We start from the raw sequence: 20,011 nt of genomic DNA on the forward strand, positions 1-20,011 counted from the left end.
CCATGCGCCGAGCCTCGGCCCTGTGGGGCTCCTGGAGGGCCGTGGGGATGCGTGCGTCCGGTCCGGATCTCAGGGCGTCGGTGCCCGAGTGGGACAAGCTCATCGGGATGGCTCCGCTTCCTGCTCGTCCCGTCCGGGGTTGGGCGGGACAGCATATGGTCCCGCTCCGTGACAGGTGAGCGCGAGGGGCAGCGAAAACATCACAGCGGCAGGTATGGGGATTCGGTCAGCGGATATCTGGGGCATCTCGCCCGAACCGAATCGATAGCCAAGGATGTTACTGCGCGTATTCGCTGCTGTGGCGGGGTGGCGGACCGGTGCGGGCAGATGTCATATGCCGACCGGTAGCGCGCAGCTTGGCCGAGAGATGTGCCCGACTTGTGAAGACGCTTGACGTCCACGAAACGGAAACGCCCCGCTGGTACACACCAGCGGGGCGAAAATACCGGGAGAACGGCGATCCGGCCAGGGTCCGGGACGGAGGAGATTGCCTAGCGCAGCCGCGCCATCAACGCATGCTCCACCAGGGTGATCAGCGTCGACTTCGCGTCCGCGCGGTGTCGGGCGTCCGTGGTGATGATCGGGGTGTCGGGGCCGATCTGCAGCGCCTCGCGGACCTCGTCCGGGTTGTACGGCTGGTTGCCGTCGAAGCCGTTGAGGGCGATGACGAACGGCAGGCCGGAGTTCTCGAAGTAGTCGACCGCGGGGAAGCAGTCGGCCAGCCGGCGGGTGTCGACGAGGACGACGGCGCCGATGGCGCCGCGGACCAGGTCGTCCCACATGAACCAGAAGCGGTCCTGGCCCGGGGTGCCGAACAGGTACAGGATCAGGTCCTGGTCGAGCGTGATGCGGCCGAAGTCCATGGCGACCGTGGTGGTCGTCTTGTCCCCGGTGTGGGTCAGGTCGTCGATGCCCGCGCTCGCCGACGTCATGACGGCCTCGGTGCGCAGCGGATTGATCTCCGACACGGCGCCCACGAAGGTCGTCTTGCCGACACCGAAACCGCCCGCCACCACGATCTTCGCGGACGTGGTGGAACGACTTGGAGTTGCCGGCCCTCCGCTAGAGCTTGCGAAGTCCACTGAGCACCCTTTCGAGCAAAGTCACGTCTGGCTGGCCGCCGGCGCTCTCGTCGCCGCCGGGCTGATGGATGGCGACCAGGCCCGCCTCCGCGAGGTCGGCGACGAGAATCCTGGCCACACCGAGAGGGATCGAGAGGAGAGCCGAGATCTCGGCCACCGACTTGATCTCCCGGCACAGGTTGCAGATCCGCTGGTGCTCGGGCAGTTGGCCCTGCAACTGGTGCGGCTGCGCGGTGGTGTGCACCAGCGCCTCGATGGCGAGCTGGTAGCGGGGCCTGGTACGGCCGCCCGTCATGGCGTACGGACGCACCAGGGGGTTGTTCTTCGCAGCAGGCGCGGGATTCGCGTCGGGGCGCGGCTGGGGCTGCACAGGCTGGATGCGCGGCGCGGGCGGCTGGTCGTAAGGACCGGGCTGCCGCGCGTGGCTCGCCGACGAAGGGGCAGAGGGGAAGTTGTACCGGTTCTGCGAACCGTCTGCGCCCGTGCCGGCCTGGCCCTGGGCAGGGCCGTAGGGCGGCCAGTGGGCTGACGAACCGCTCGGGGGTGTTGCTGAACCAGACACGTACTTCCTCCTCCGACTGCGCTGGGCACCATCACTGTGGAGCCGCGTCCCGAAACCTTACGGCCACGAGGCGCGAAAACGCACCGCCTGTCTGCTAGTTGAGAAGGCTCCCCTGGAGCTCCGCGCGCAGGTCGGGCGTGAGAACCGTGCCCGCGCGGTCGACAAGAAGGGCCATTTCGTACCCGACGAGGCCGATGTCCGCCTCCGGGTGTGCAAGGACGGCGAGCGAAGAACCATCGGAAATGGACATGATGAAGAGGAATCCCCGCTCCATCTCCACAACTGTCTGGTTCACCGCGCCACCCTCGAAGATGCGGGACGCGCCCGCCGTCAACGAGGTCAGACCCGAAGCGACGGCCGCCAACTGATCGGCGCGGTCGCGGGGGAACCCTTCGGACATCGCCAGAAGGAGTCCGTCGGCGGAGACCACCACCGTGTGGGACACCCCGGGGGTGTTGTCCACGAAGTTGGTGATCAACCAGTTCAGGTTCTGTGCCGCCTGGCTCATCGGGCTCACACTAACGCTCCTGGTTGTAGGTGCTGTCAGGACCACTCTGCTGATTCCAAGTGGCCTGGCCGTTCGTATCACTGTTGCCTTCACTGCGACCCCGCTGCACACCGCGGCGCAGGTTGCTCAGCCTGCCCCGCACGTCCTCGGGGGCGCGGGAGACCTGGGGACCGCCCTGCGGCGTCGCCTCCGCCGTGCCCTCGACCAGGTTGGCCCTGGGCACCCGGCGCGGAAGACCGGAGGAGGTGACCCCGCCCGCCTTGGGACGCTTCAGCGCCTCGGCGCGCTCCCAGCGCTCGTCGTTCGACGAACGCCAGGTGTCACTGTCGTCGCCACCGGTGGCCGGTGCCGGGGTTTCCTCGCGCTGGGAGGCGCTGGATCCGCGGCGCGGAAGACCGGCGTCGGTCATTTCGTGTGCGACAGAGGGGGAGGGGCCGGCCGAGGGCGCCGGAGTGTGCGGGTCGAAGCCTACGCTCTCCGGCTCCGCCGCGGCAGGGTTCTCCGTGGACTGCGCGGATTCCGCTTCAGGGGCGTACGAGACCTGGAAATCGTCCCGATAGGACTCCTGGGCCTGCCAGTCCGCCTGTCGCTGCGGCTCCTGGAAGGCGTTGAACGTCTCCGCGGGCGCCTCCGCATAGCCGTTCTGCGGCGCGTACCCCGCCTCGTAGCCACCCGGCCCGCCGTCGCCGTACGCGGGCTGCGCGGGGGCGTAGCCGTCGTAGCCGGACTGCTGCTGATCGTCGTACGCGACCTGCTGCGGGTCGTCGTAACCGGCCTGCTGCTGATCGTCGTACGCGACCTGCTGCTGCTGGTCGTAGCCGAACTGCTGTCCCTCGTAGGTGGGCTGCTCCGGGTAGACGGGCCGCTGCTGGTCCTGCTGCTGGGGCGGGACCGGCGCCTGGGGCGCGCCCTGCTGCTGCGGCGCCACCTCGTCGCGGAAGAGCGGGCGGTCGTCCTGCGCCTGGGCCTGGGCCTCCAGGGCCGCACGGCGCTCCTCACGCATGAGGGAGCGGCCGACCGGGTCCAACTCGCGGGCGTCGTCCGGGACTTCGTAACGGCTGTCGTCGAAGCCGAGCTCGGCGGCCGTGCGCAGCGGGGCCTTCTCGAAGGCCTGCTGCGTCGGGATCATCGTCGAGACGGTGAACTCGGAGAGTTCGGCGTCGGCGGTCTGCTGGTGCTCGCCACCGCCACCGTGCGTGATCACGTCCGGGAGCATGACCAGCGAGGTCGTGCCCGCCTGCTCGCCCGAGGGGCGCAGCTGGACGCGGATGCCGTGCCGGTCGGAGAGGCGGCCGACCACGAACAGGCCCATGCGCTGGGAGATCGCGGCGTCCACGGTCGGCGGGTTGGCCAGCTTGTGGTTGATGTCCGCGAAGTCCTCGGCGGTGAGGCCGATGCCCTTGTCGTGGATCTCGATCATGACGCGGCCGTCGGGGAGACGGGTCGCGGTGACGCGGACCTTGGTCTGCGGCGAGGAGAACGTGGTCGCGTTCTCCAGGAGCTCGGCGAGCAGGTGCACGAGGTCGGTGACCGCGCGGCCGTGGATCTCGGCCTCGGGGACGCCGGCCAGCTCGATGCGCTCGTACTGCTCCACCTCGGAGGTGGCGGCCCGCAACACGTCGACCAGCGGGACCGGCTGGTCCCAGCGGCGGCCCGGCTCCTCGCCGGCGAGGACCAGGAGGTTCTCGCCGTTGCGGCGCATACGGGTCGCGAGGTGGTCCAGGCGGAAGAGGTTCTCCAGCTGGTCCGGGTCGGCCTCGTTGTTCTCCAGGTCGGTGATGAGGGTCAGCTGGCCCTCGATCAGCGACTGGTTACGGCGCGACAGGTTGGTGAAGATCGCGTTGATGTTGCCCCGCAGGAGCGCCTGCTCGGCGGCGAGCCGTACCGCTTCCCGGTGCACCTGGTCGAACGCGCGGGCGACCTCGCCGATCTCGTCGGTCGTGGTGATCGGGATCGGCTGGACGCGGGTGTCCACCCGGCCCGGCTCGGTGCGCGAGAGCTGGTCGACCAGCATCGGCAGCCGCTGCTCGGCCACGTCGAAGGCGGCGGAGCGCAGCCGGCGCATCGAGCGGGACATCTGGCGGGCCATCATCCCCGCGATGATGAACGCGGCGAGGACGGCGATGACCGTGGCGGCACCGGTGACGTAGGCGTCGCGCTGGGCGTTGTCGGCGGTGTCGGAGGCCTCGTTCACGGCCCGGTCGATCAGACCGTTCTCGACCTCGGTGTAGCCCTCGAACTTGCTCGTGGTGACCGCGCTCCAGGTGAGCGGGGTGACACCGCTCTTGGCGAGCTCCTGCGGGCTCTGCCCGGCGGAGATCTGCTCGACCATGCCCTGGTAGACGTCGCCGTCCTTGGACGGCAGCTTCAGCGGCAGCCTGACGCCCTTCGCGGCCTGCTTCTTGACCAGCGCGGCGTAGTCCTTGGTGCCCTGGTCGGCCCGGCCCTTGAGGACCTTCTTCAGGTTGGCCACGTCCGCGGGATCGGCGCCGGAGACGAACTCCTGGTTGGCGATGCCCTCCAGGTACGCGTACGAGTTGAAGGAGACGATCTGGCTCTGGAGCGTCTCACCGGCGCTCGGGCGCACCAGCAGGTGCATGCCGATGGAACGGTTGAGCGACTCGGCGGCCTTGGAGAGCTGGAGCGCGTAGACGGTGCGGCCGTACGCGGTGACGTCGCTGTTGCCCAGGTTCAGCTCGTTGGAGATCTCCATGAGGTAGTGCTGGACGCCGACGTAACCCTCTTCGGTCTGCACCGGGTCCATGTCGCGGCTGTACGCCTTCTTGCGCAGCGCGGTCAGCTTGGGCTCGGCGGCCTCGATGAGCTTGAGGCGGCGCTGGAGCCCGGCGGTGTCGGGCGCGCCCTTGACCGTCTCGTGGAAATCGGCCTTGGCCCGGTCGGTCGCGGCGTACAGCTTCTGTACGGTCGCGGAGCTCCGGTCGCCCTCCAGGATCGGCTGCGCGGACAGGTCGCGCTCGTTGAGCAGCGCGAGGCTGTACGCGGCCGCGGACCGCACGATGAGTGCCGTCTTCTCCGCGTCCTTGGCCTCGTTCAGGGTGTCGATCGAGCTCTTCACCTGGAAGCCGCCCATGACGAGGGCGACGAGCACGGGTATGAGCAGGATCGCGTTCAGCTTGGTGGGCACGCGCCAGTTGCGCGGCGACATCCGTCCACCGGACGGGGCCGGCGCCACGGTCTCGGCCACGGGTGCGGCCTGCGCCGCTGTGCGCGGCGGCGGGGTGAAGTTGCCCCGTGCCGCCGACGCGGGCTCGGGACCGTTCTTGCTTCGCCTCACTCGACCAACAACCTCTCGGCGTCGGCACCTACGTTGTGCCGCTGATGTCTCCAGGCCCGTTCTTACTGGGCAGTTCAGCGCATTCCAGCACGTCAGGAGGCGCACTTCCAAACAGTCGGAAGCGGAAGCTCCACGTGATCCATGCCCTAGATAAAACGGTCATAAAGAGCGAGCCCCGCCAAAAGGCGGGGCTCTTGTGAGCACAGTGGAACCGGGTGTGCGCGACCTGTGTCGGGCTCCCCGGAATTCTCTGTCGAAACGTTATGAACACAGTGGCCCCGCGTGTCAAAGGCCACAGGGACCGCTGAGGGACCTACGACAACTGCCGTATGGTTCCAGCCACTTGATGAGCGGCTTCCGGCCGCTTCTGTCTACTTCAGACGGGCCATCAACGCGTGTTCGACCAGCGTGATCAGGGCACTCTTTGCATCCGCACGGTGTCGGGCGTCCGTGGTGATGATCGGGGTGTCGGGGCCGATCTGCAGCGCCTCGCGGACCTCGTCGGGCGTGTAGGGCTGGTGCCCGTCGAAGCCGTTGAGGGCGATGACGAACGGCAGGCCCGAGTTCTCGAAGTAGTCCACGGCCGGGAAGCAGTCGGCCAGCCGGCGGGTGTCGACGAGGACGACCGCGCCGATGGCGCCGCGGACCAGGTCGTCCCACATGAACCAGAAGCGGTCCTGGCCCGGGGTGCCGAACAGGTACAGGATCAGGTCCTGGTCGAGCGTGATGCGGCCGAAGTCCATGGCGACCGTGGTGGTCGTCTTGCCGCCGGTGTGCGTCAGGTCGTCGATCCCGGCGCTCGCCGACGTCATGACGGCCTCGGTGCGCAGCGGGTTGATCTCGGAGACCGACCCCACGAACGTCGTCTTGCCGACGCCGAAGCCGCCCGCCACCACGATCTTCGCCGAGGTGGTGGGGCGGGGGTCGGCGCCGAGCGCGCCGTCAGAGCTTGCGAAGTCCACTGAGCACCCTTTCGAGCAGAGTCACGTCCGGCGCGCCGCCGTTGGCCTCGTCGCCGCCCGGCTGGTGGATGGCGACGAGCCCGGCCTCCGCGAGGTCCGCGACGAGGATCCGGGCGACACCGAGCGGCATCGAAAGGAGAGCCGACACCTCGGCCACCGACTTGACCTCACGGCACAGGTGGCAGATGCGCTGGTGCTCGGGGAGCAGGGTCATCAGCTGCGACGGGTCGGCGGTCGTGGAGACGAGCGCCTCGATGGCGAGCTGGTAGCGCGGCCTGGTCCGGCCGCCGGTCATCGCGTAGGGGCGGACCAGCGGCTGGTCGCCCTCATGACCGTAGTCGGCATGTGCGGCACTGCCGTACGGATCGTGAGGAGCGGTGGGCGGGGTCATGGATCCTCCGGGCGGGACGGCGGGGTCGGGGCCTGCCGTCTGAGGGTGGGCCGGTGGGGGAGTTGTGACGGCCGGACGGTGATGGGAAGCAGATGGGGCGGGGATTGTGTGACTGCTGTGGTTCCAGGGGCTGTTGGTGCGTAAGACTGTGGGGGTGGCCGGGGTTACCGGCCGTCACATGGTCCGCGCTCCGCGAACTCCCGTCAGTGGAGCAGGCTGCCCTGCAGCTCTGCGCGGAGGTCCGGGGTGAGCACGGCGCCGGCACGGTCGACGAGCAGCGCCATCTCGTACCCGACGAGGCCGATGTCGCACTCGGGGTGCGCGAGCACGGCGAGCGAAGAGCCGTCCGAGACGGACATCAGGAAGAGAAAGCCGCGCTCCATCTCCACGACCGTCTGATTCACCGGCCCGCCCTCGAAGATTCTCGACGCGCCGGCCGTCAGCGACGTCAGCCCCGAGGCCACCGCCGCCAGTTGGTCCGCGCGGTCGCGCGGGAACCCTTCCGACATCGCGAGCAGCAGGCCGTCCGCGGACACCACGACCGTGTGGGAGACCCCCGGTGTGTTGTCCACGAAGTTGGTGATCAACCAGTTCAGGTTCTGTGCCGCCTGGCTCATCTGGCTCAACTAACGCTCCTGCTGGTGAGTGGGGCGGGGGTAGCTGCCGGTGTTTCCGGTACCACCGGCCTGCCGACCCTGCTGAATGCCCCGACGGAGATTGGTCAGCCGCCCGCGCACGTCGTCCGGCGCGCGCGAGACCTGGGGACCGGCCTGGTGCTGCTGTTCCTGGGCCGTGCCGGCCACGAGGTTCGCCCGCGGCACCCGGCGCGGCAGACCCGAGACGGTGACGCCGCCCGCGGCGGGCTTGCGCACCCGCTCGGCCTGACGCATCAGCTCGTCGTTGGGGGACTGACGCCAGTTCGCCGGGTCCTGGCTCGCGGTGGGCGCGGCCGGGGCGGCTTCCTGGGCCCGCGCCCGGGGGCGCTGCGGCATGGCGGGGGCCTGCGGCTGGGCCGGCGCGGCGGGCTGCTGGGCGCCGCGCTGCGGGAGCTGCTGCCCCTGCGACTGCGGCGCCTGCGGCTGCTGCGGCTCCTGGCTCTGCTGCTGCCGGTCCTGCTGCTGACCGTGGAACCAGTTCGTCTCCAGGGTGTCGTACAGCGGCGTACGACCGTCGCCCGGCTGGTCGGCCGGCGGCAGGTAACCCTGCTGTGCGGGCTGCGCCGGAATGCCCTGATCGAACTGGTTGCCCTGACCGAACTGGTTGGGCCGGCCGTTCTGGCCCTGACCGCCCGGAAGCGGCGCACCGAAGTCCTGGGTGCCGAAGTCGCCGCGCTGACGCGGGGCGGCCGGACGCTCGAACTGGCCGGTGGTCGCCGGGTCCTGCGGGCGCTCGAACTGACCCGTGGACGTGACCGGGTTCTGCGGGCGCTCGAACTGGCCGGTCGACGAGGACTGGTCCTGGCGGGCCGGAAGACCCGGCAGACCGTTGTCACGGAAGCCGCCGAAGTCCTGGCCGCCCGCGCTGAAGTCCTGGCCCTGGCCGCCGCCGAACGAGGCGCCGTTGGCCCCCGGCGCTCCGCCGTTCTGCGGTACACCGTGCGGTACGCCACCGTTCGGTACGCCGGCGTTCGGCAGGCCACCGTTGGGCGCACCACCGTTGGGCCCGCCACTGCTGGGCGCGCCGCCGAACACGTCCGAGCGGACGAACTGACCGGTGCCCTGGTCCTGATCCTGCGGCCGGCCCTGACCGAAGCCCTGGGCCTGGCCCTGACCGAAGCCCTGGGCCTGGCCCTGACCGAAGCCCTGGCCGGGCCGCTGCTGCTCGTCCCGGATCTGCGGGAACTGCGCCGTCGACTCGACGGAGTCCGTCTCCTCGTGACCGCGCGGGGCGTCGAGGTTCGGCTGCGCGTTCTCGTCGCTCCAGCTCGGCACGCGGGGCTGCGGGTTGCCACCCGGCAGCTCGGCGCGCGGGCCGCCGCGCGGCGGCAGCACCGGGCGTCCGCCCTGGCCCTGGATCTGGCGCTGGTCGCCGGGGGCGCTGTGGGTGCGCTGCTGCGGCGGGACCGGGCCCGGGGCGTTGAAGAGGCCGGTGGACTGCTGCGGGTCGTTCTGCTGGGCGCGCGCGGGCTGCGGGGCCTGCGGACGCTGCGGAGCGCCCATCGGGGGCTGGGCCTGGGGGCCGCCGTCCCGCGCGGGCAGCGCCGCACGCGGGCCGCTCTGACCGGCGCCGACCTGCGGCCGCGTCGCACCGGGCCCGGCACCGAGCCGGCCCGCGCCGCCACCGCCGCCGCCCGGACCACCCGGGCCGCCCTGGCCGCCCTGGCCGCCCGCGCCGACACCGCGACGCGCGGCGGCGACACCGGCCGCGGCCTGCGCGGCGGCGGGACCGCCGGAGCCGCCCGGAGCACCGGGCTTGCCGGGAAGCTTCTTCCCCTGGGCGACGTCCACGGGCAGCATGACGAGCGCCGTCGTACCGCCGGAGTCGGACGGACGCAGCTGGATGCGGATGCCGTGTCGCTGCGACAGGCGGCCGACCACGAACAGACCCATGCGCCGGGACACCGAGACGTCCACGGTGGGCGGCGAGGCGAGCCGCTCGTTGATCGCCGCGAGGTCCTCGGGGGAGAGGCCGATGCCGGTGTCGTGGATCTCGATCAGCACCCGCCCGTCGGGCAGCGCGTGACCGGTGACCTTGACCTTGGTCTGCGGGGAGGAGAACGACGTCGCGTTCTCCAGCAGCTCGGCGAGCAGGTGCACGAGGTCGTTGACGACACGACCGGCGACGTCCGTGGCGGGCACGGCCGCCAGCTCGATGCGCTCGTACTGCTCCACCTCGGACGCGGCGGCACGCAGCACGTCGACGAGCGGCACGGGCCGCGTCCAGCGACGGCCGGGCTCTTCACCGGCGAGGACGAGCAGGTTCTCACCGTTACGGCGCATGCGCGTCGCGAGGTGGTCGAGCTTGAACAGCGACGACAGCTGGTCCGGGTCGGCCTCGCGCGACTCCAGCTCGGAGATGAGCGACAGCTGACGCTGGATCAGACCCTGGGAGCGGCGCGAGAGGTTGGTGAACATCGCGTTGACGTTGCCCCGCAGCAGGGCCTGCTCGGCGGCGAGGCGGACCGCCTCGCGGTGCACGTCGTCGAAGGCCGCGGCCACCTGGCCGATCTCGTCGCGCGAGTGCACACCGACGGACTCCACGGACGTGTCGACGTCCTGCGGGTCCGACTCGGAGAGCTCCTTGACCAGCTCGGGCAGCCGTTCCTGGGCGACCTTGGTCGCGGTGTCCTGCAGCCGGCGCAGCGAGCGGATCATGGACCGGGCCACGACGAAGGCGCCGACGAGCGAGACGCCGAGCACGAGCAGGATCAGCGCACCGTTGATGATGGCCTGCCGCTCGGAGGCGCTGCGCAGCTCACGGGCCTGCTGCTCCATCTCGTTGAGCAGCGTGGTCTCGATCGTGGTCATCTGCGTGATGCGCTGGGTGTCCGCGTCGTACCAGTCCTTGTACGAGCGCTTGTCCTGCGTGCGGATGCCGTCGGTGCGCTTGAAGACGCGGTCCGCGTAGTTGTCCGCCGCCTTGATGGTGGCGTTGTTGTCCGTGAGCGGCTTGAGCAGCTCCTCCGCGGGCACGGTGCCGTACACGTTGCGGAAGGAGTCGAGGGCGTTGTCCTGGTCCTCGAAGGCGGCCTCGCCGTACAGCCGGTCGGTGTCCGTGAGGGAGCCGAACGTCTTGCTGTTCTCCGGCAGCGCGGCCGCGATGATGGCGCGCTGCTGCGAGGCGTACTCCTTGGCCGAGGAGAACGCGGCCAGCGAACGCGTGCGGTCGATCATCTCGGGGCTGCTGGTCGCCTGCGCCATGTCGGTGGAGAGCGAGAGCAGGTTCTCGATGATGCGGCTGTAGGCCTCGACGGTCTGCGACGTCGGCGCGCCCTTGGCGTACGCGTCGGAGCGGATGTCCTTGAGGTCGATGAGCTGCCGGGCGATCTGCACGACGTGCTCGCGTACGCCCTTGAGGCTGGACTCGTCGTCGCCCTCGACGCTGTACGTCGCGTCCAGGAACGCGGTGCGGGCGCGGTCGGTCTCCTTGCGCGCCGTCTTCACGTCGTAGTTGGTCGACGCGGCCTTCGGGTCGTTGGCCAGCGGACCGGCCGACTGGTCGCGCTCGGTCTGCAGCGCCGAGGCCAGTTCGGTCGCCTGCTTGGTCATCTCGGTCAGCAGCTTCATGTTGTCGAGCTGCTGGATGTCGTCGAGCGACTCGGCGATACGCAGCGCACCCAGCGAGGTGGCCGCGACCACCGGCAGCGCGAGCAGCGACACCAGACGGGTCGAGATGCGCCAGTTGCGCAGGGCTATTCGGGAGCCGGGTCCCGACGGGCTCTTCGCCTTGGTCTGCGGCTGCGCAGGCGTCGGCGCCCCGCCCTGAGTGGCGGAACGCGTCTCACGCTCACCGAGATCGACGGACGCCGTGCGTCCGGGGTTCTGGGCGTGCGAGGGCTGGGAACCGCCGGCTATCGGGCCGGTCCCGCCGCGCGGCTCCGGCTCCGCCGCAGCGCTGCCATCCCTGTTCTTACGTCCCTGCACTAGCGTCGCAACCTCTGGACCAGGCGCCCCACCCGCGCAAGCGGACAAGACGGTGTCGGCGTAGTTCGAGGGGCGACCTGAACGCCCCCCTGTGGTCGTCGGTGACCGGCGCTGGCTCCCCCTCACCGCCGCTGCTCGGCGCTCTCTCGCGCCCCTGTGCGCCGGTTCGATCCTGCGACGGTCCCGGGAATTCCAGCACAGTGCCGGATCTCCAACAAGGCCCGAGATGCAGGGGACACCGGCCGTGACCCCACGTGCAGGAAGGGTCACAAGACGTAGAAGATGATCTAGTTAAAACCGGGCATTCATGAACTTTTCACCTACGGCCGGGGGGTGTCCCAGTCGACATGATCGGGAGCGGAATGGTGGCTTCAGGTACGCAATGTCCGTTTCCTGTACGGGACTTGGCGGCCCGAAGTGCCCCTTTTGCACTTGCTCTCGTGAGCAAACTCACATGCGGTGGATCACAACTTCCCGGCTTTCGGCGGGAATCAGATGTTTAGCCTGGCGCTTTACAGGGATGGCCCAGCAGACAACCGAGAAGGTTCCAGAGCACAGTCATGAAGACGACGATGATCTCCCTCAACCTTGCCAACCCGCGCCGCACCACGCTGGCGCACCTCAAGGACGCCGACGAGATCCAGGCCGCACCGGCCCTCCCGGAGCACTCGGCCACACTGCCCGCGAACACGGCCAACCCGAAGCGCACGATCCTGATGGTCGCCCCGGAGATCACCCCGGCCGCCTGAGCGCCTGTGTCTGAGCAGCGCCCCGCAAGAGGCGTGGCACCGCACAACGGAACACGCCCCCACGCCCCGCGTTAGCCTGGTCGGGACCGACCCCTGACCCGGGCCCACCGCAAGACAGAAAAAGGGGCGCAGCCACCCGTGCGCATCGCCAGATTCTCCATCGACGGGAACGTCGCCTTCGGCGCGGTCGAAGGCGACGGTCCTCCCGGTGAGCACTCCGAGCTCGTGCTCGACATCATCAAGGGCATCCCGTTCGCCGACTTCGAACTGAGCGGCACCAAGGTCCCGCTCAGCAAGGTGCGGCTGCTGCCCCCCGTGCTCCCGAACAAGGTCATCGCCTTCGGCCGCAACTACGCGGAGCACGCCAAGGAGCTGGGCAACGAGGTCCCCGAGGCCCCCTTCGCCTTCTTCAAGCCGTCCACGTCCGTGATCGGCCCCGGCGACGAGATCCAGTACCCGTCCTTCTCGCAGGAGCTGCACCACGAGGCCGAGCTGGCCGTGGTCATCGGCCGCATGTGCCGCGAGGTCCCGCGCGAGCGCGTCCAGGACGTCATCCTCGGCTACACGGCGGCGAACGACGTGACGGCCCGCGACGTCCAGAAGCGCGAGAAGCAGTGGGCCCGCGCCAAGGGCTTCGACACGTCCTGTCCGCTGGGCCCCTGGATCGAGACCGACCTCTCCCTCGACCGGGCCTCCGACCTCACGGTCCAGTGCACGGTCAACGGCGCGCAGCGCCAGCTCGGCCGGACGTCGGACATGATCACGTCCATCGCGGACCTGATCGTCAACATCTCCGAGGCCATGACGCTCCTCCCGGGTGACGTCATCCTCACGGGCACCCCGGAAGGGGTCGGTCCCCTGAACGTCGGCGACGAGGTCGCCGTCACCATCGAAGGCATCGGCACTCTCACCAACAAGGTTGTCAAGCGTGGCTAGCGCATCCGCCCCAGCAGTCCGTGTCCGTTTCTGTCCCTCGCCTACCGGTAACCCCCACGTGGGCCTGGTCCGCACCGCCCTGTTCAACTGGGCCTTCGCGCGCCACAACCAGGGCACCCTCGTCTTCCGCATCGAGGACACCGACGCGGCCCGCGACAGCGAGGAGTCGTACCACCAGCTCCTCGACGCGATGCGCTGGCTCGGCTTCGACTGGGACGAGGGCCCCGAGGTCGGCGGTCCGCACGCCCCGTACCGCCAGTCCCAGCGGATGGACCTCTACAAGGACGTCGCGGACAAGCTGATCGCGGCCGGCAAGGCGTACCCCTGCTACTGCTCCACGGAGGAGCTCGACGAGCGCCGCGACGCCGCTCGCGCGGCGGGCAAGCCGTCCGGCTACGACGGCCACTGCCGCGACCTCACGGCCGAGCAGAAGGCGGCGTACGAGGCCGAGGGCCGCAAGCCGATCATCCGCTTCCGGATGCCCGACCGGACGATCACGTTCACGGACCTGGTCCGCGGCGAGATCACCTACGAGCCGGAGAACGTGCCGGACTACGGCATTGTCCGGGCCAACGGCGCCCCGCTGTACACCCTGGTCAACCCGGTCGACGACGCGCTGATGGAGATCACCCACGTCCTGCGCGGCGAGGACCTGCTCTCCTCGACCCCCCGCCAGATCGCCCTGTACGAGGCACTCACCGAGCTGGGCCTGGCGAAGTCCACCCCGCTCTTCGGCCACCTGCCGTACGTGATGGGCGAGGGCAACAAGAAGCTCTCCAAGCGTGACCCGCAGTCGTCGCTGAACCTCTACCGCGAGCGCGGCTTCCTGCCCGAGGGCCTGCTGAACTACCTGTCCCTCCTCGGCTGGTCCCTCTCGGCGGACCGCGACATCTTCTCGATCGAGGAGATGGTGGCGGCCTTCGACGTCAAGGACGTCCAGCCGAACCCGGCCCGCTTCGACCTCAAGAAGTGCGAGTCGATCAACGGCGACCACATCCGCCTGCTCGACCCCAAGGACTTCGCGTCCCGCTGCGAGCCGTGGCTGCGGGCCCCGTTCGCGCCGTGGGCCCCGGAGGACTTCGACGAGGCGAAGTGGGCGGCGATCGCGCCGCACGCCCAGACCCGTCTCAAGGTCCTCTCGGAGATCACGGACAACGTCGACTTCCTCTTCCTGGCCGAGCCGGTCGAGGACGAGGCGAGCTGGACGAAGGCCATGAAGGAGGGCTCCGACGCCCTGCTGACGACGGCCCGCGAGAAGCTGGACGCGGCCGACTGGAACTCGGCGGAGTCCCTCAAGGAGGCCGTCCTGGCCGCCGGCGAGGCCCACGGCCTCAAGCTCGGCAAGGCCCAGGCCCCGGTCCGCGTCGCCGTCACCGGCCGCACGATCGGCCTGCCCCTCTTCGAGTCGCTCGAGATCCTGGGCAAGGAGAAGACGCTGGCCCGCATCGACGCGGCGCTGGCGAAGCTCTCCGCGTAAGCGGTCACCCGCCCGAGGGGCGGCACCCGGTGGATCCGGGTGCCGCCCCTCGGGCGTTGTCGGTGCCGGGCACTACGGTGCTGACATCACCTTCCCTGAGAGGCGCCACCATGCCGATGCCCGCCCGCGACTACGCGCGCTACTTCACCCCGGGACACACCTTCACGCTCGAAACGGGCCAGGTGGGCACGGTCGACGTCCGGGTGGCCGGCGAGCTGTGGCTGCCGTCGGGGCACGTCGTCGCCGGTGACCCCTTCATCGCGCTCGGCTCCGGCGAGTGCGAGCCGTTCTCGGTCGCGGTGGAGCCCGGCCGCTACCGGGTCGACGCGGCCGTCGCGACGCTGGTCACCCCCGGCGAACCCCCGGCCGACCGGCCGCACGAGCGCGTGGCCGCGGCCCGCCTCGTCATACGCGACGAACCCGTCGCCACCTGGGAGCACGCCCTCCAGACCGGACAGGAGGCGACCGACCTCGCCGACGACGAGTACTTCGGCTACGGCGTCGACGCGGGCACCGGCTGCTTCTACGACGCCGAGTCCGACGCCGCCTTCCCCGAGTGCGAGGGCGACGAGGGCCCCCTGTGGGACGTCTTCGAGAAGCACGACCACGCCCCCGGGCCCTACCTGGTCACGTCCCCGTCCACGGGCCACACGGTGGCCGCGTTCGGCTCCGGCTGGGGGGACGGGGCGTACCCCACCTGGATCGGCCGCACCGCGGCCGGCGAGGTGGCCTGCTTCGTCACGGACTTCTTCGTGATCGAGGACCCGGCCACGGTCTGACCGCCGTACGGTCACCCACGCCGATCCGCGCTCGCCATCGTCTGGGACATCGACACTGCGTTTTTCGGGGGACGACCCCCGAACCCCCCAGCCGGGAGCGGCGCTGCGGTTACGGTCGCCTCATGCCGATCCGCGCCATCGTCTGGGACATCGACGACACCATTTTCGACTACGCCGGGGCCGACACCGCCGGTATGCGGGCCCATCTCGCCGCGGAGGGCCTGCTCGGCGGTTACGGGAGCGCCGCCGAGGCCCTCGCGCTCTGGAAGGCCAGGACCCGCGAGCACTGGGCGCGCTTCGAGTCGGGCGAGCTGGGCTGGGAGGAGCAGCGCAGGGAGCGGGTGCGCAGCTTCGTGGGGCGGGGGCTGGAGGACGACGAGGCGGACGCCTGGTTCTTCCGCTACCTGGCGCACTACGAGGCGGCCTGGGCCCTCTTCCCCGACACCCTGCCCGTCTTGGACGCCCTCGCGGCCAGCCACCGGCACGCGGTGCTCTCCAACTCCTCGCTGCACAACCAGGACCGCAAGCTGCGCGTTCTCGGCGTGCGGGACCGCTTCGAGGCCGTCCTGTGCGCCGCGGAACTGGGCGTGGCCAAGCCGGAGGCCGCCGCCTTCCACGCGGTCTGCGAGGAGCTGGCCCTGGAACCGCATGAGGTCGCCTACGTCGGTGACCAGCCGGACACGGACGCGCGCGGGGCCGTCGAGGCGGGTCTCGCCGGTATCTGGCTCGACCGCGCCGAGCTGGGCGGACGCCCCGAGCTGACCCGCATCACGCGGCTTGATCAGCTGCCCTCGCTGCTGGCCGGGGATACCCGTTTTGGAGCGCCGGACACCTTCAGGTAATGTTCTTCCTGTCGCCGCGGGGGACGGGCCGAAAGGCCAGAACCCCCAAAGCGCAAACCGAACAAAGTCCCTCAGGGGATTGCGTCACGGTGGCCTATGGTGTAATTGGCAGCACGACGGTTTCTGGTTCCGTTAGTCTAGGTTCGAGTCCTGGTAGGCCAGCTCGCAGAGCTTATCTGCAACCGTGGATCCCAGGTCCACAAAGCCCCCGTTGTGTAGCGGCCTAGCACGCTGCCCTCTCAAGGCAGTAGCGCCGGTTCGAATCCGGTCGGGGGTACAGATCCTTCCCGCGAGGACGGTACGGGTAGCTCCCGCCGACCACGATGCAGGATCGCTAAGGCCCCCGTTGTGTAGCGGCCTAGCACGCCGCCCTCTCAAGGCGGTAGCGCCGGTTCGAATCCGGTCGGGGGTACGACTGAGTTCGCAGGTCGCAAGGTCTTGAACTTCAGTGGTCTATGGTGTAATTGGCAACACTACGGTTTCTGGTACCGTCATTCTAGGTTCGAGTCCTGGTAGACCAGCTTGATCACGCAAGTGATCAGCGCCCCCGTTGTGTAGCGGCCTAGCACGCCGCCCTCTCAAGGCGGTAGCGCCGGTTCGAATCCGGTCGGGGGTACGCGAACGATCTGTGGCCCCTCCCGATGCGTCGGGAGGGGCCCTTTTCGTGTGCGCGGTGCAGGAGTTGAGCGGTGTCCGGCACAAGTCCGGCCGGTCGCTGCGGCGTTGGAGCGACCGGCCGGGAAGTGGTGGAGGGGCAGGGCGAGTTGGGGATCAGCCCGTGCGGCGCAGTGCCTCGGAGAGGCGGCCCGCGGCGTCGATGACGGCCTGGGCGTGCATGCGGCCCGGGTGGCGGGTCAGGCGCTCGATCGGACCGGAGACCGAGACGGCGGCCACGACCCGGTTGGAGGGCCCGCGTACGGGCGCCGAGACGGACGCGACACCCGGCTCGCGCTCACCGATCGACTGGGCCCAGCCGCGACGTCGTACGCCCGACAGGGCCGTCGCCGTGAAGCGGGCGCCCTGGAGGCCGCGGTGCAGGCGCTCCGGCTCCTCCCAGGCCATCAGGATCTGCGCGGAGGAGCCCGCCTTCATCGTGAGCGTCGAGCCGACCGGAACCGTGTCCCGCAGTCCGGACAGCCGCTCCGCCGCGGCGACGCAGATGCGCATGTCGCCCTGGCGGCGGTAGAGCTGGGCGCTCTCGCCCGTGACGTCCCGCAGGTGCGTGAGCACCGGTCCCGCCGTCGCGAGCAGCCGGTCCTCGCCGGCCGCCGCCGCGAGCTCCGCGAGGCGCGGGCCGAGAATGAAACGGCCTTGCATGTCACGGGCCACCATGCGGTGGTGCTCCAGGGCCACCGCGAGGCGGTGAGCTGTGGGTCTTGCCAATCCGGTGGCCGCGACAAGGCCAGCTAGGGTCGCGGGTCCGGACTCCAGGGCGCTCAGAACAAGGGCTGCCTTGTCCAGAACGCCGACGCCGCTACTGTTGTCCATGCGTCGATACTCCCGTCTCACTCTGTGAAACGCAAGTTCAATTTCCTGAGGAACTTGCCACTCTGGATGTCACACCGGCCCGTGAAACAGAACGGGCCCGGCCGCTGACGTCCGGTACGAGGGGTACGGATGTCGGCGATCCCGAAATCTCTAGTTGGGCCGGCGCACCTCAAGCCGGCCGGAGGGAAAGCGATGGGTAGGACACTCGCGGAGAAGGTCTGGGACGACCACGTCGTCCGGCGCGCCGAGGGCGAGCCCGACCTCCTCTTCATCGATCTGCACCTGCTGCACGAGGTGACCAGCCCGCAGGCCTTCGACGGTCTCCGGAAGAGCGGTCGCCAGGTGCGGCGTCTCGACCTCACCATCGCCACCGAGGATCACAACACCCCGACCCTCGACATCGACAAGCCGATCGCCGACCCGGTCTCGCGCGTGCAGCTGGAGACGCTGCGCAAGAACGCCGCCGAGTTCGGTGTCCGCCTGCACTCGCTGGGCGACGTCGAGCAGGGCGTCGTGCACGTCGTGGGCCCGCAGCTGGGCCTGACGCAGCCGGGCATGACGGTCGTCTGCGGCGACTCGCACACCTCGACGCACGGCGCCTTCGGCGGTCTGGCGTTCGGCATCGGCACCTCGCAGGTCGAGCACGTGCTGGCCACGCAGACGCTGCCGCTGGCCCGCCCGAAGACGATGGCCATCACCGTCGACGGCGACCTGCCCGAGGGCGTCACCGCCAAGGACCTGATCCTCGCCATCATCGCGAAGATCGGCACGGGCGGCGGCCAGGGCTACGTCCTGGAGTACCGCGGCTCCGCCATCGAGAAGCTGTCGATGGAAGCCCGCATGACCATCTGCAACATGTCGATCGAGGCCGGTGCCCGCGCGGGCATGATCGCCCCGGACGAGACCACGTTCGCGTACCTGGAGGGCCGTGAGCACGCCCCGAAGGGCGAGGACTGGGACGCCGCCGTCGCGTACTGGAAGACGCTGAAGTCGGACGACGACGCGGTCTTCGACGCCGAGGTCTTCATCAAGGCCGAGGAGCTGTCCCCGTTCGTCACCTGGGGCACCAACCCCGGTCAGGGCGCGCCGCTTTCGGCGAGCGTCCCCGACCCGGCTTCGTACGAAGACGCTTCGGAGCGGCTCGCCGCCGAAAAGGCCCTGGAGTACATGGGGTTGGAGGCCGGTCAGGCGCTGCGCGACATCAAGGTCGACACCGTCTTCGTAGGCTCCTGCACCAATGGCCGTATGGAGGACCTGCGCGCCGTCGCCGAGATCCTCAAGGGCCGTAAAGTCGCCGACGGCGTACGGGCGCTGATCGTGCCGGGCTCCGCGCGGGTGGGCCTGCAGGCCGCCGCCGAGGGCCTGGACAAGGTCTTCAAGGAGGCCGGCGCCGAGTGGCGCTACGCGGGCTGCTCCATGTGCCTGGGCATGAACCCGGACCAACTCGCCCCCGGCGAGCGCTCCGCGTCCACGTCCAACCGCAACTTCGAGGGCCGGCAGGGCAAGGGCGGCCGCACGCACCTGGTCTCGCCCCAGGTCGCCGCCGCCACCGCCGTGCTGGGCCATCTGGCCTCGCCCGCCGACCTGTCGGAATCGACGCACGCCGCCTCTAAGCCTGCTGGAGTCTGATCAGTCATGGAAGCATTCACCAAGCACACCGGCCGGGCCGTCCCGCTGCGCCGCTCCAACGTCGACACCGACCAGATCATCCCTGCTCACTGGCTCAAGAAGGTGACGCGGGACGGGTTCGAGGACGGTCTGTTCGAGGCCTGGCGCAAGGACCCCGAGTTCGTCCTCAACAAGCCGGAGCGCGAGGGCGCCACGGTGCTGGTCGCCGGTCCCGACTTCGGTACGGGCTCTTCGCGCGAGCACGCCGTGTGGGCGCTGCAGAACTACGGCTTCAAGACCGTCATCTCCTCGCGCTTCGCGGACATCTTCCGCGGCAACTCCCTCAAGAACGGCCTGCTCACGGTGGTTCTGGAGCAGAAGGTCGTGGACGCGCTGTGGGAGCTCGTGGAGGGCGACCCGCAGGCCGAGATCACGGTCGACCTGGAGGCGCGCGAAGTGCGGGCCGAGGGCATCACGGCTTCCTTCGAACTGGATGAGAATTCCCGCTGGCGGCTGCTGAACGGGCTCGACGACATCAGCATCACGCTGCAGAACGAGTCGGACATCGCCGCTTACGAGGCGAAGCGCCCCTCTTTCAAGCCGCGGACCCTGCAGGTCTGAGCCCCGAGAGGCGTGAAGGCGACCTGATCGCGGCCCGAAAACGGTTTGGCCGCGCCCGAGCCGATTGAACCCGGTCCGAACGGTCGCCGGGCAAGGCTTATTCAGGCCACTTCCACAGGCCAGGTACC

16 protein-coding genes and 5 tRNA genes are annotated in these 20,011 nt (G+C 69.8%); 12 read left to right on the top strand and 9 right to left on the bottom strand.

Annotated features, from left to right (window positions below; genetic code table 11):
- Window positions 1-491 precede the first annotated feature (491 nt).
- The 8 genes from J3486_RS32085 to J3486_RS32120 form a co-directional block, all read right to left on the bottom strand.
- Window positions 492-1,082: an ATP/GTP-binding protein gene (locus J3486_RS32085; RefSeq protein WP_207826694.1), complete on the bottom strand. Its 591-nt coding sequence runs from the start codon at window positions 1,080-1,082 to the stop codon at window positions 492-494.
- On the bottom strand, window positions 1,063-1,644 hold the full coding sequence (locus J3486_RS32090) for a DUF742 domain-containing protein (protein WP_207826695.1): 582 nt from the start codon (window positions 1,642-1,644) through the stop codon (window positions 1,063-1,065). Before J3486_RS32090 ends, J3486_RS32085 begins: the two co-directional genes overlap by 20 nt.
- Before the next feature lie 94 nt (window positions 1,645-1,738).
- The gene (locus J3486_RS32095) at window positions 1,739-2,152 is read right to left on the bottom strand and encodes a roadblock/LC7 domain-containing protein (RefSeq protein WP_026057603.1); all 414 of its coding nucleotides are present in this window, start codon (window positions 2,150-2,152) and stop codon (window positions 1,739-1,741) included.
- Between the two features lie 10 nt (window positions 2,153-2,162).
- A complete protein-coding gene (locus J3486_RS32100) occupies window positions 2,163-5,447 on the bottom strand; it encodes a nitrate- and nitrite sensing domain-containing protein (RefSeq protein WP_207826697.1) in 3,285 nt (1,094 codons plus the stop codon).
- Window positions 5,448-5,818: 371 nt separating this feature from the next.
- Window positions 5,819-6,409 carry an ATP/GTP-binding protein gene (locus J3486_RS32105; protein WP_207826698.1) on the bottom strand — a complete coding sequence of 197 codons (591 nt, stop codon included), beginning with the start codon at window positions 6,407-6,409 and terminating at the stop codon, window positions 5,819-5,821.
- Window positions 6,390-6,800, bottom strand: coding sequence for a DUF742 domain-containing protein (locus J3486_RS32110; RefSeq protein WP_207826700.1), 411 nt, complete (start codon window positions 6,798-6,800; stop codon window positions 6,390-6,392). The genes J3486_RS32105 and J3486_RS32110 overlap by 20 nt, the downstream gene beginning before the upstream one ends.
- Before the next feature lie 203 nt (window positions 6,801-7,003).
- Window positions 7,004-7,417, bottom strand: a complete 414-nt coding sequence (locus tag J3486_RS32115; RefSeq protein ID WP_207827120.1) for a roadblock/LC7 domain-containing protein — start codon at window positions 7,415-7,417, stop codon at window positions 7,004-7,006.
- A gap of 9 nt (window positions 7,418-7,426) precedes the next feature.
- Complete coding sequence (locus J3486_RS32120) at window positions 7,427-11,383, bottom strand: nitrate- and nitrite sensing domain-containing protein (protein WP_207826703.1); 3,957 nt, start codon at window positions 11,381-11,383, stop codon at window positions 7,427-7,429.
- Window positions 11,384-11,943: 560 nt separating this feature from the next.
- Between J3486_RS32120 and J3486_RS32125 the strand changes: the two genes are divergently transcribed.
- The 10 genes from J3486_RS32125 to J3486_RS32170 all read left to right on the top strand — a co-directional run bounded on the left by J3486_RS32125 (window position 11,944) and on the right by J3486_RS32170 (window position 16,782).
- Window positions 11,944-12,132, top strand: a complete 189-nt coding sequence (locus J3486_RS32125) for a hypothetical protein (protein WP_207826706.1) — start codon at window positions 11,944-11,946, stop codon at window positions 12,130-12,132.
- 138 nt (window positions 12,133-12,270) lie between these two features.
- Window positions 12,271-13,068 carry a fumarylacetoacetate hydrolase family protein gene (locus J3486_RS32130; protein WP_207826708.1) on the top strand — a complete coding sequence of 266 codons (798 nt, stop codon included), beginning with the start codon at window positions 12,271-12,273 and terminating at the stop codon, window positions 13,066-13,068.
- On the top strand, window positions 13,061-14,545 hold the full coding sequence (gltX, locus tag J3486_RS32135; protein ID WP_207826710.1) for a glutamate--tRNA ligase: 1,485 nt from the start codon (window positions 13,061-13,063) through the stop codon (window positions 14,543-14,545). Before J3486_RS32130 ends, gltX begins: the two co-directional genes overlap by 8 nt.
- A 110-nt stretch (window positions 14,546-14,655) precedes the next feature.
- Entirely contained in the window at window positions 14,656-15,324 is a 669-nt protein-coding gene (locus tag J3486_RS32140; protein WP_207826712.1) for a DUF4241 domain-containing protein, read from the top strand.
- Window positions 15,325-15,446: 122 nt separating this feature from the next.
- Window positions 15,447-16,166, top strand: a complete 720-nt coding sequence (locus tag J3486_RS32145; RefSeq protein ID WP_207826714.1) for an HAD family hydrolase — start codon at window positions 15,447-15,449, stop codon at window positions 16,164-16,166.
- Between the two features lie 90 nt (window positions 16,167-16,256).
- Window positions 16,257-16,328 (top strand) — tRNA-Gln (locus J3486_RS32150).
- 42 nt (window positions 16,329-16,370) lie between these two features.
- A tRNA-Glu gene (locus J3486_RS32155) sits at window positions 16,371-16,443 on the top strand.
- Between the two features lie 62 nt (window positions 16,444-16,505).
- Window positions 16,506-16,578: transfer RNA gene (locus J3486_RS32160), tRNA-Glu, on the top strand.
- A gap of 37 nt (window positions 16,579-16,615) precedes the next feature.
- A tRNA-Gln gene (locus tag J3486_RS32165) sits at window positions 16,616-16,687 on the top strand.
- A gap of 22 nt (window positions 16,688-16,709) precedes the next feature.
- Window positions 16,710-16,782 (top strand) — tRNA-Glu (locus tag J3486_RS32170).
- Window positions 16,783-16,937: 155 nt separating this feature from the next.
- Here J3486_RS32170 and ndgR read toward each other — a convergent pair.
- Window positions 16,938-17,654 carry an IclR family transcriptional regulator NdgR gene (ndgR, locus tag J3486_RS32175; protein WP_010984119.1) on the bottom strand — a complete coding sequence of 239 codons (717 nt, stop codon included), beginning with the start codon at window positions 17,652-17,654 and terminating at the stop codon, window positions 16,938-16,940.
- 192 nt (window positions 17,655-17,846) lie between these two features.
- Here ndgR and leuC point away from each other — a divergent pair, with 192 nt between their 5' ends.
- Together leuC and leuD are read left to right on the top strand one after the other, a co-directional pair.
- Window positions 17,847-19,283 carry a 3-isopropylmalate dehydratase large subunit gene (gene leuC, locus J3486_RS32180; RefSeq protein ID WP_207826716.1) on the top strand — a complete coding sequence of 479 codons (1,437 nt, stop codon included), beginning with the start codon at window positions 17,847-17,849 and terminating at the stop codon, window positions 19,281-19,283.
- 6 nt (window positions 19,284-19,289) lie between these two features.
- Window positions 19,290-19,883 carry a 3-isopropylmalate dehydratase small subunit gene (gene leuD, locus J3486_RS32185; protein ID WP_207826718.1) on the top strand — a complete coding sequence of 198 codons (594 nt, stop codon included), beginning with the start codon at window positions 19,290-19,292 and terminating at the stop codon, window positions 19,881-19,883.
- The last annotated feature ends 128 nt before the right edge of the window (window positions 19,884-20,011 follow it).

The sequence above is a fragment of the Streptomyces sp. VRA16 Mangrove soil genome, from assembly GCF_017377775.1.
Lineage (GTDB): Bacteria > Actinomycetota > Actinomycetes > Streptomycetales > Streptomycetaceae > Streptomyces.

What these genes read in the sequence shown, in the direction of transcription:
- J3486_RS32095 (WP_026057603.1), bottom strand. Translation starts at nt 2,152, where the DNA reads ATGAGCCAGGCGGCACAGAACCTGAACTGGTTGATCACCAACTTCGTG.
- J3486_RS32110 (WP_207826700.1), bottom strand. Translation starts at nt 6,800, where the DNA reads ATGACCCCGCCCACCGCTCCTCACGATCCGTACGGCAGTGCCGCACAT.
- J3486_RS32115 (WP_207827120.1), bottom strand. Translation starts at nt 7,417, where the DNA reads ATGAGCCAGGCGGCACAGAACCTGAACTGGTTGATCACCAACTTCGTG.
- J3486_RS32125 (WP_207826706.1), top strand. Translation starts at nt 11,944, where the DNA reads ATGAAGACGACGATGATCTCCCTCAACCTTGCCAACCCGCGCCGCACC.
- J3486_RS32140 (WP_207826712.1), top strand. Translation starts at nt 14,656, where the DNA reads ATGCCGATGCCCGCCCGCGACTACGCGCGCTACTTCACCCCGGGACAC.
- J3486_RS32145 (WP_207826714.1), top strand. Translation starts at nt 15,447, where the DNA reads ATGCCGATCCGCGCCATCGTCTGGGACATCGACGACACCATTTTCGAC.
- ndgR (WP_010984119.1), bottom strand. Translation starts at nt 17,654, where the DNA reads ATGGACAACAGTAGCGGCGTCGGCGTTCTGGACAAGGCAGCCCTTGTT.
- leuC (WP_207826716.1), top strand. Translation starts at nt 17,847, where the DNA reads ATGGGTAGGACACTCGCGGAGAAGGTCTGGGACGACCACGTCGTCCGG.
- leuD (WP_207826718.1), top strand. Translation starts at nt 19,290, where the DNA reads ATGGAAGCATTCACCAAGCACACCGGCCGGGCCGTCCCGCTGCGCCGC.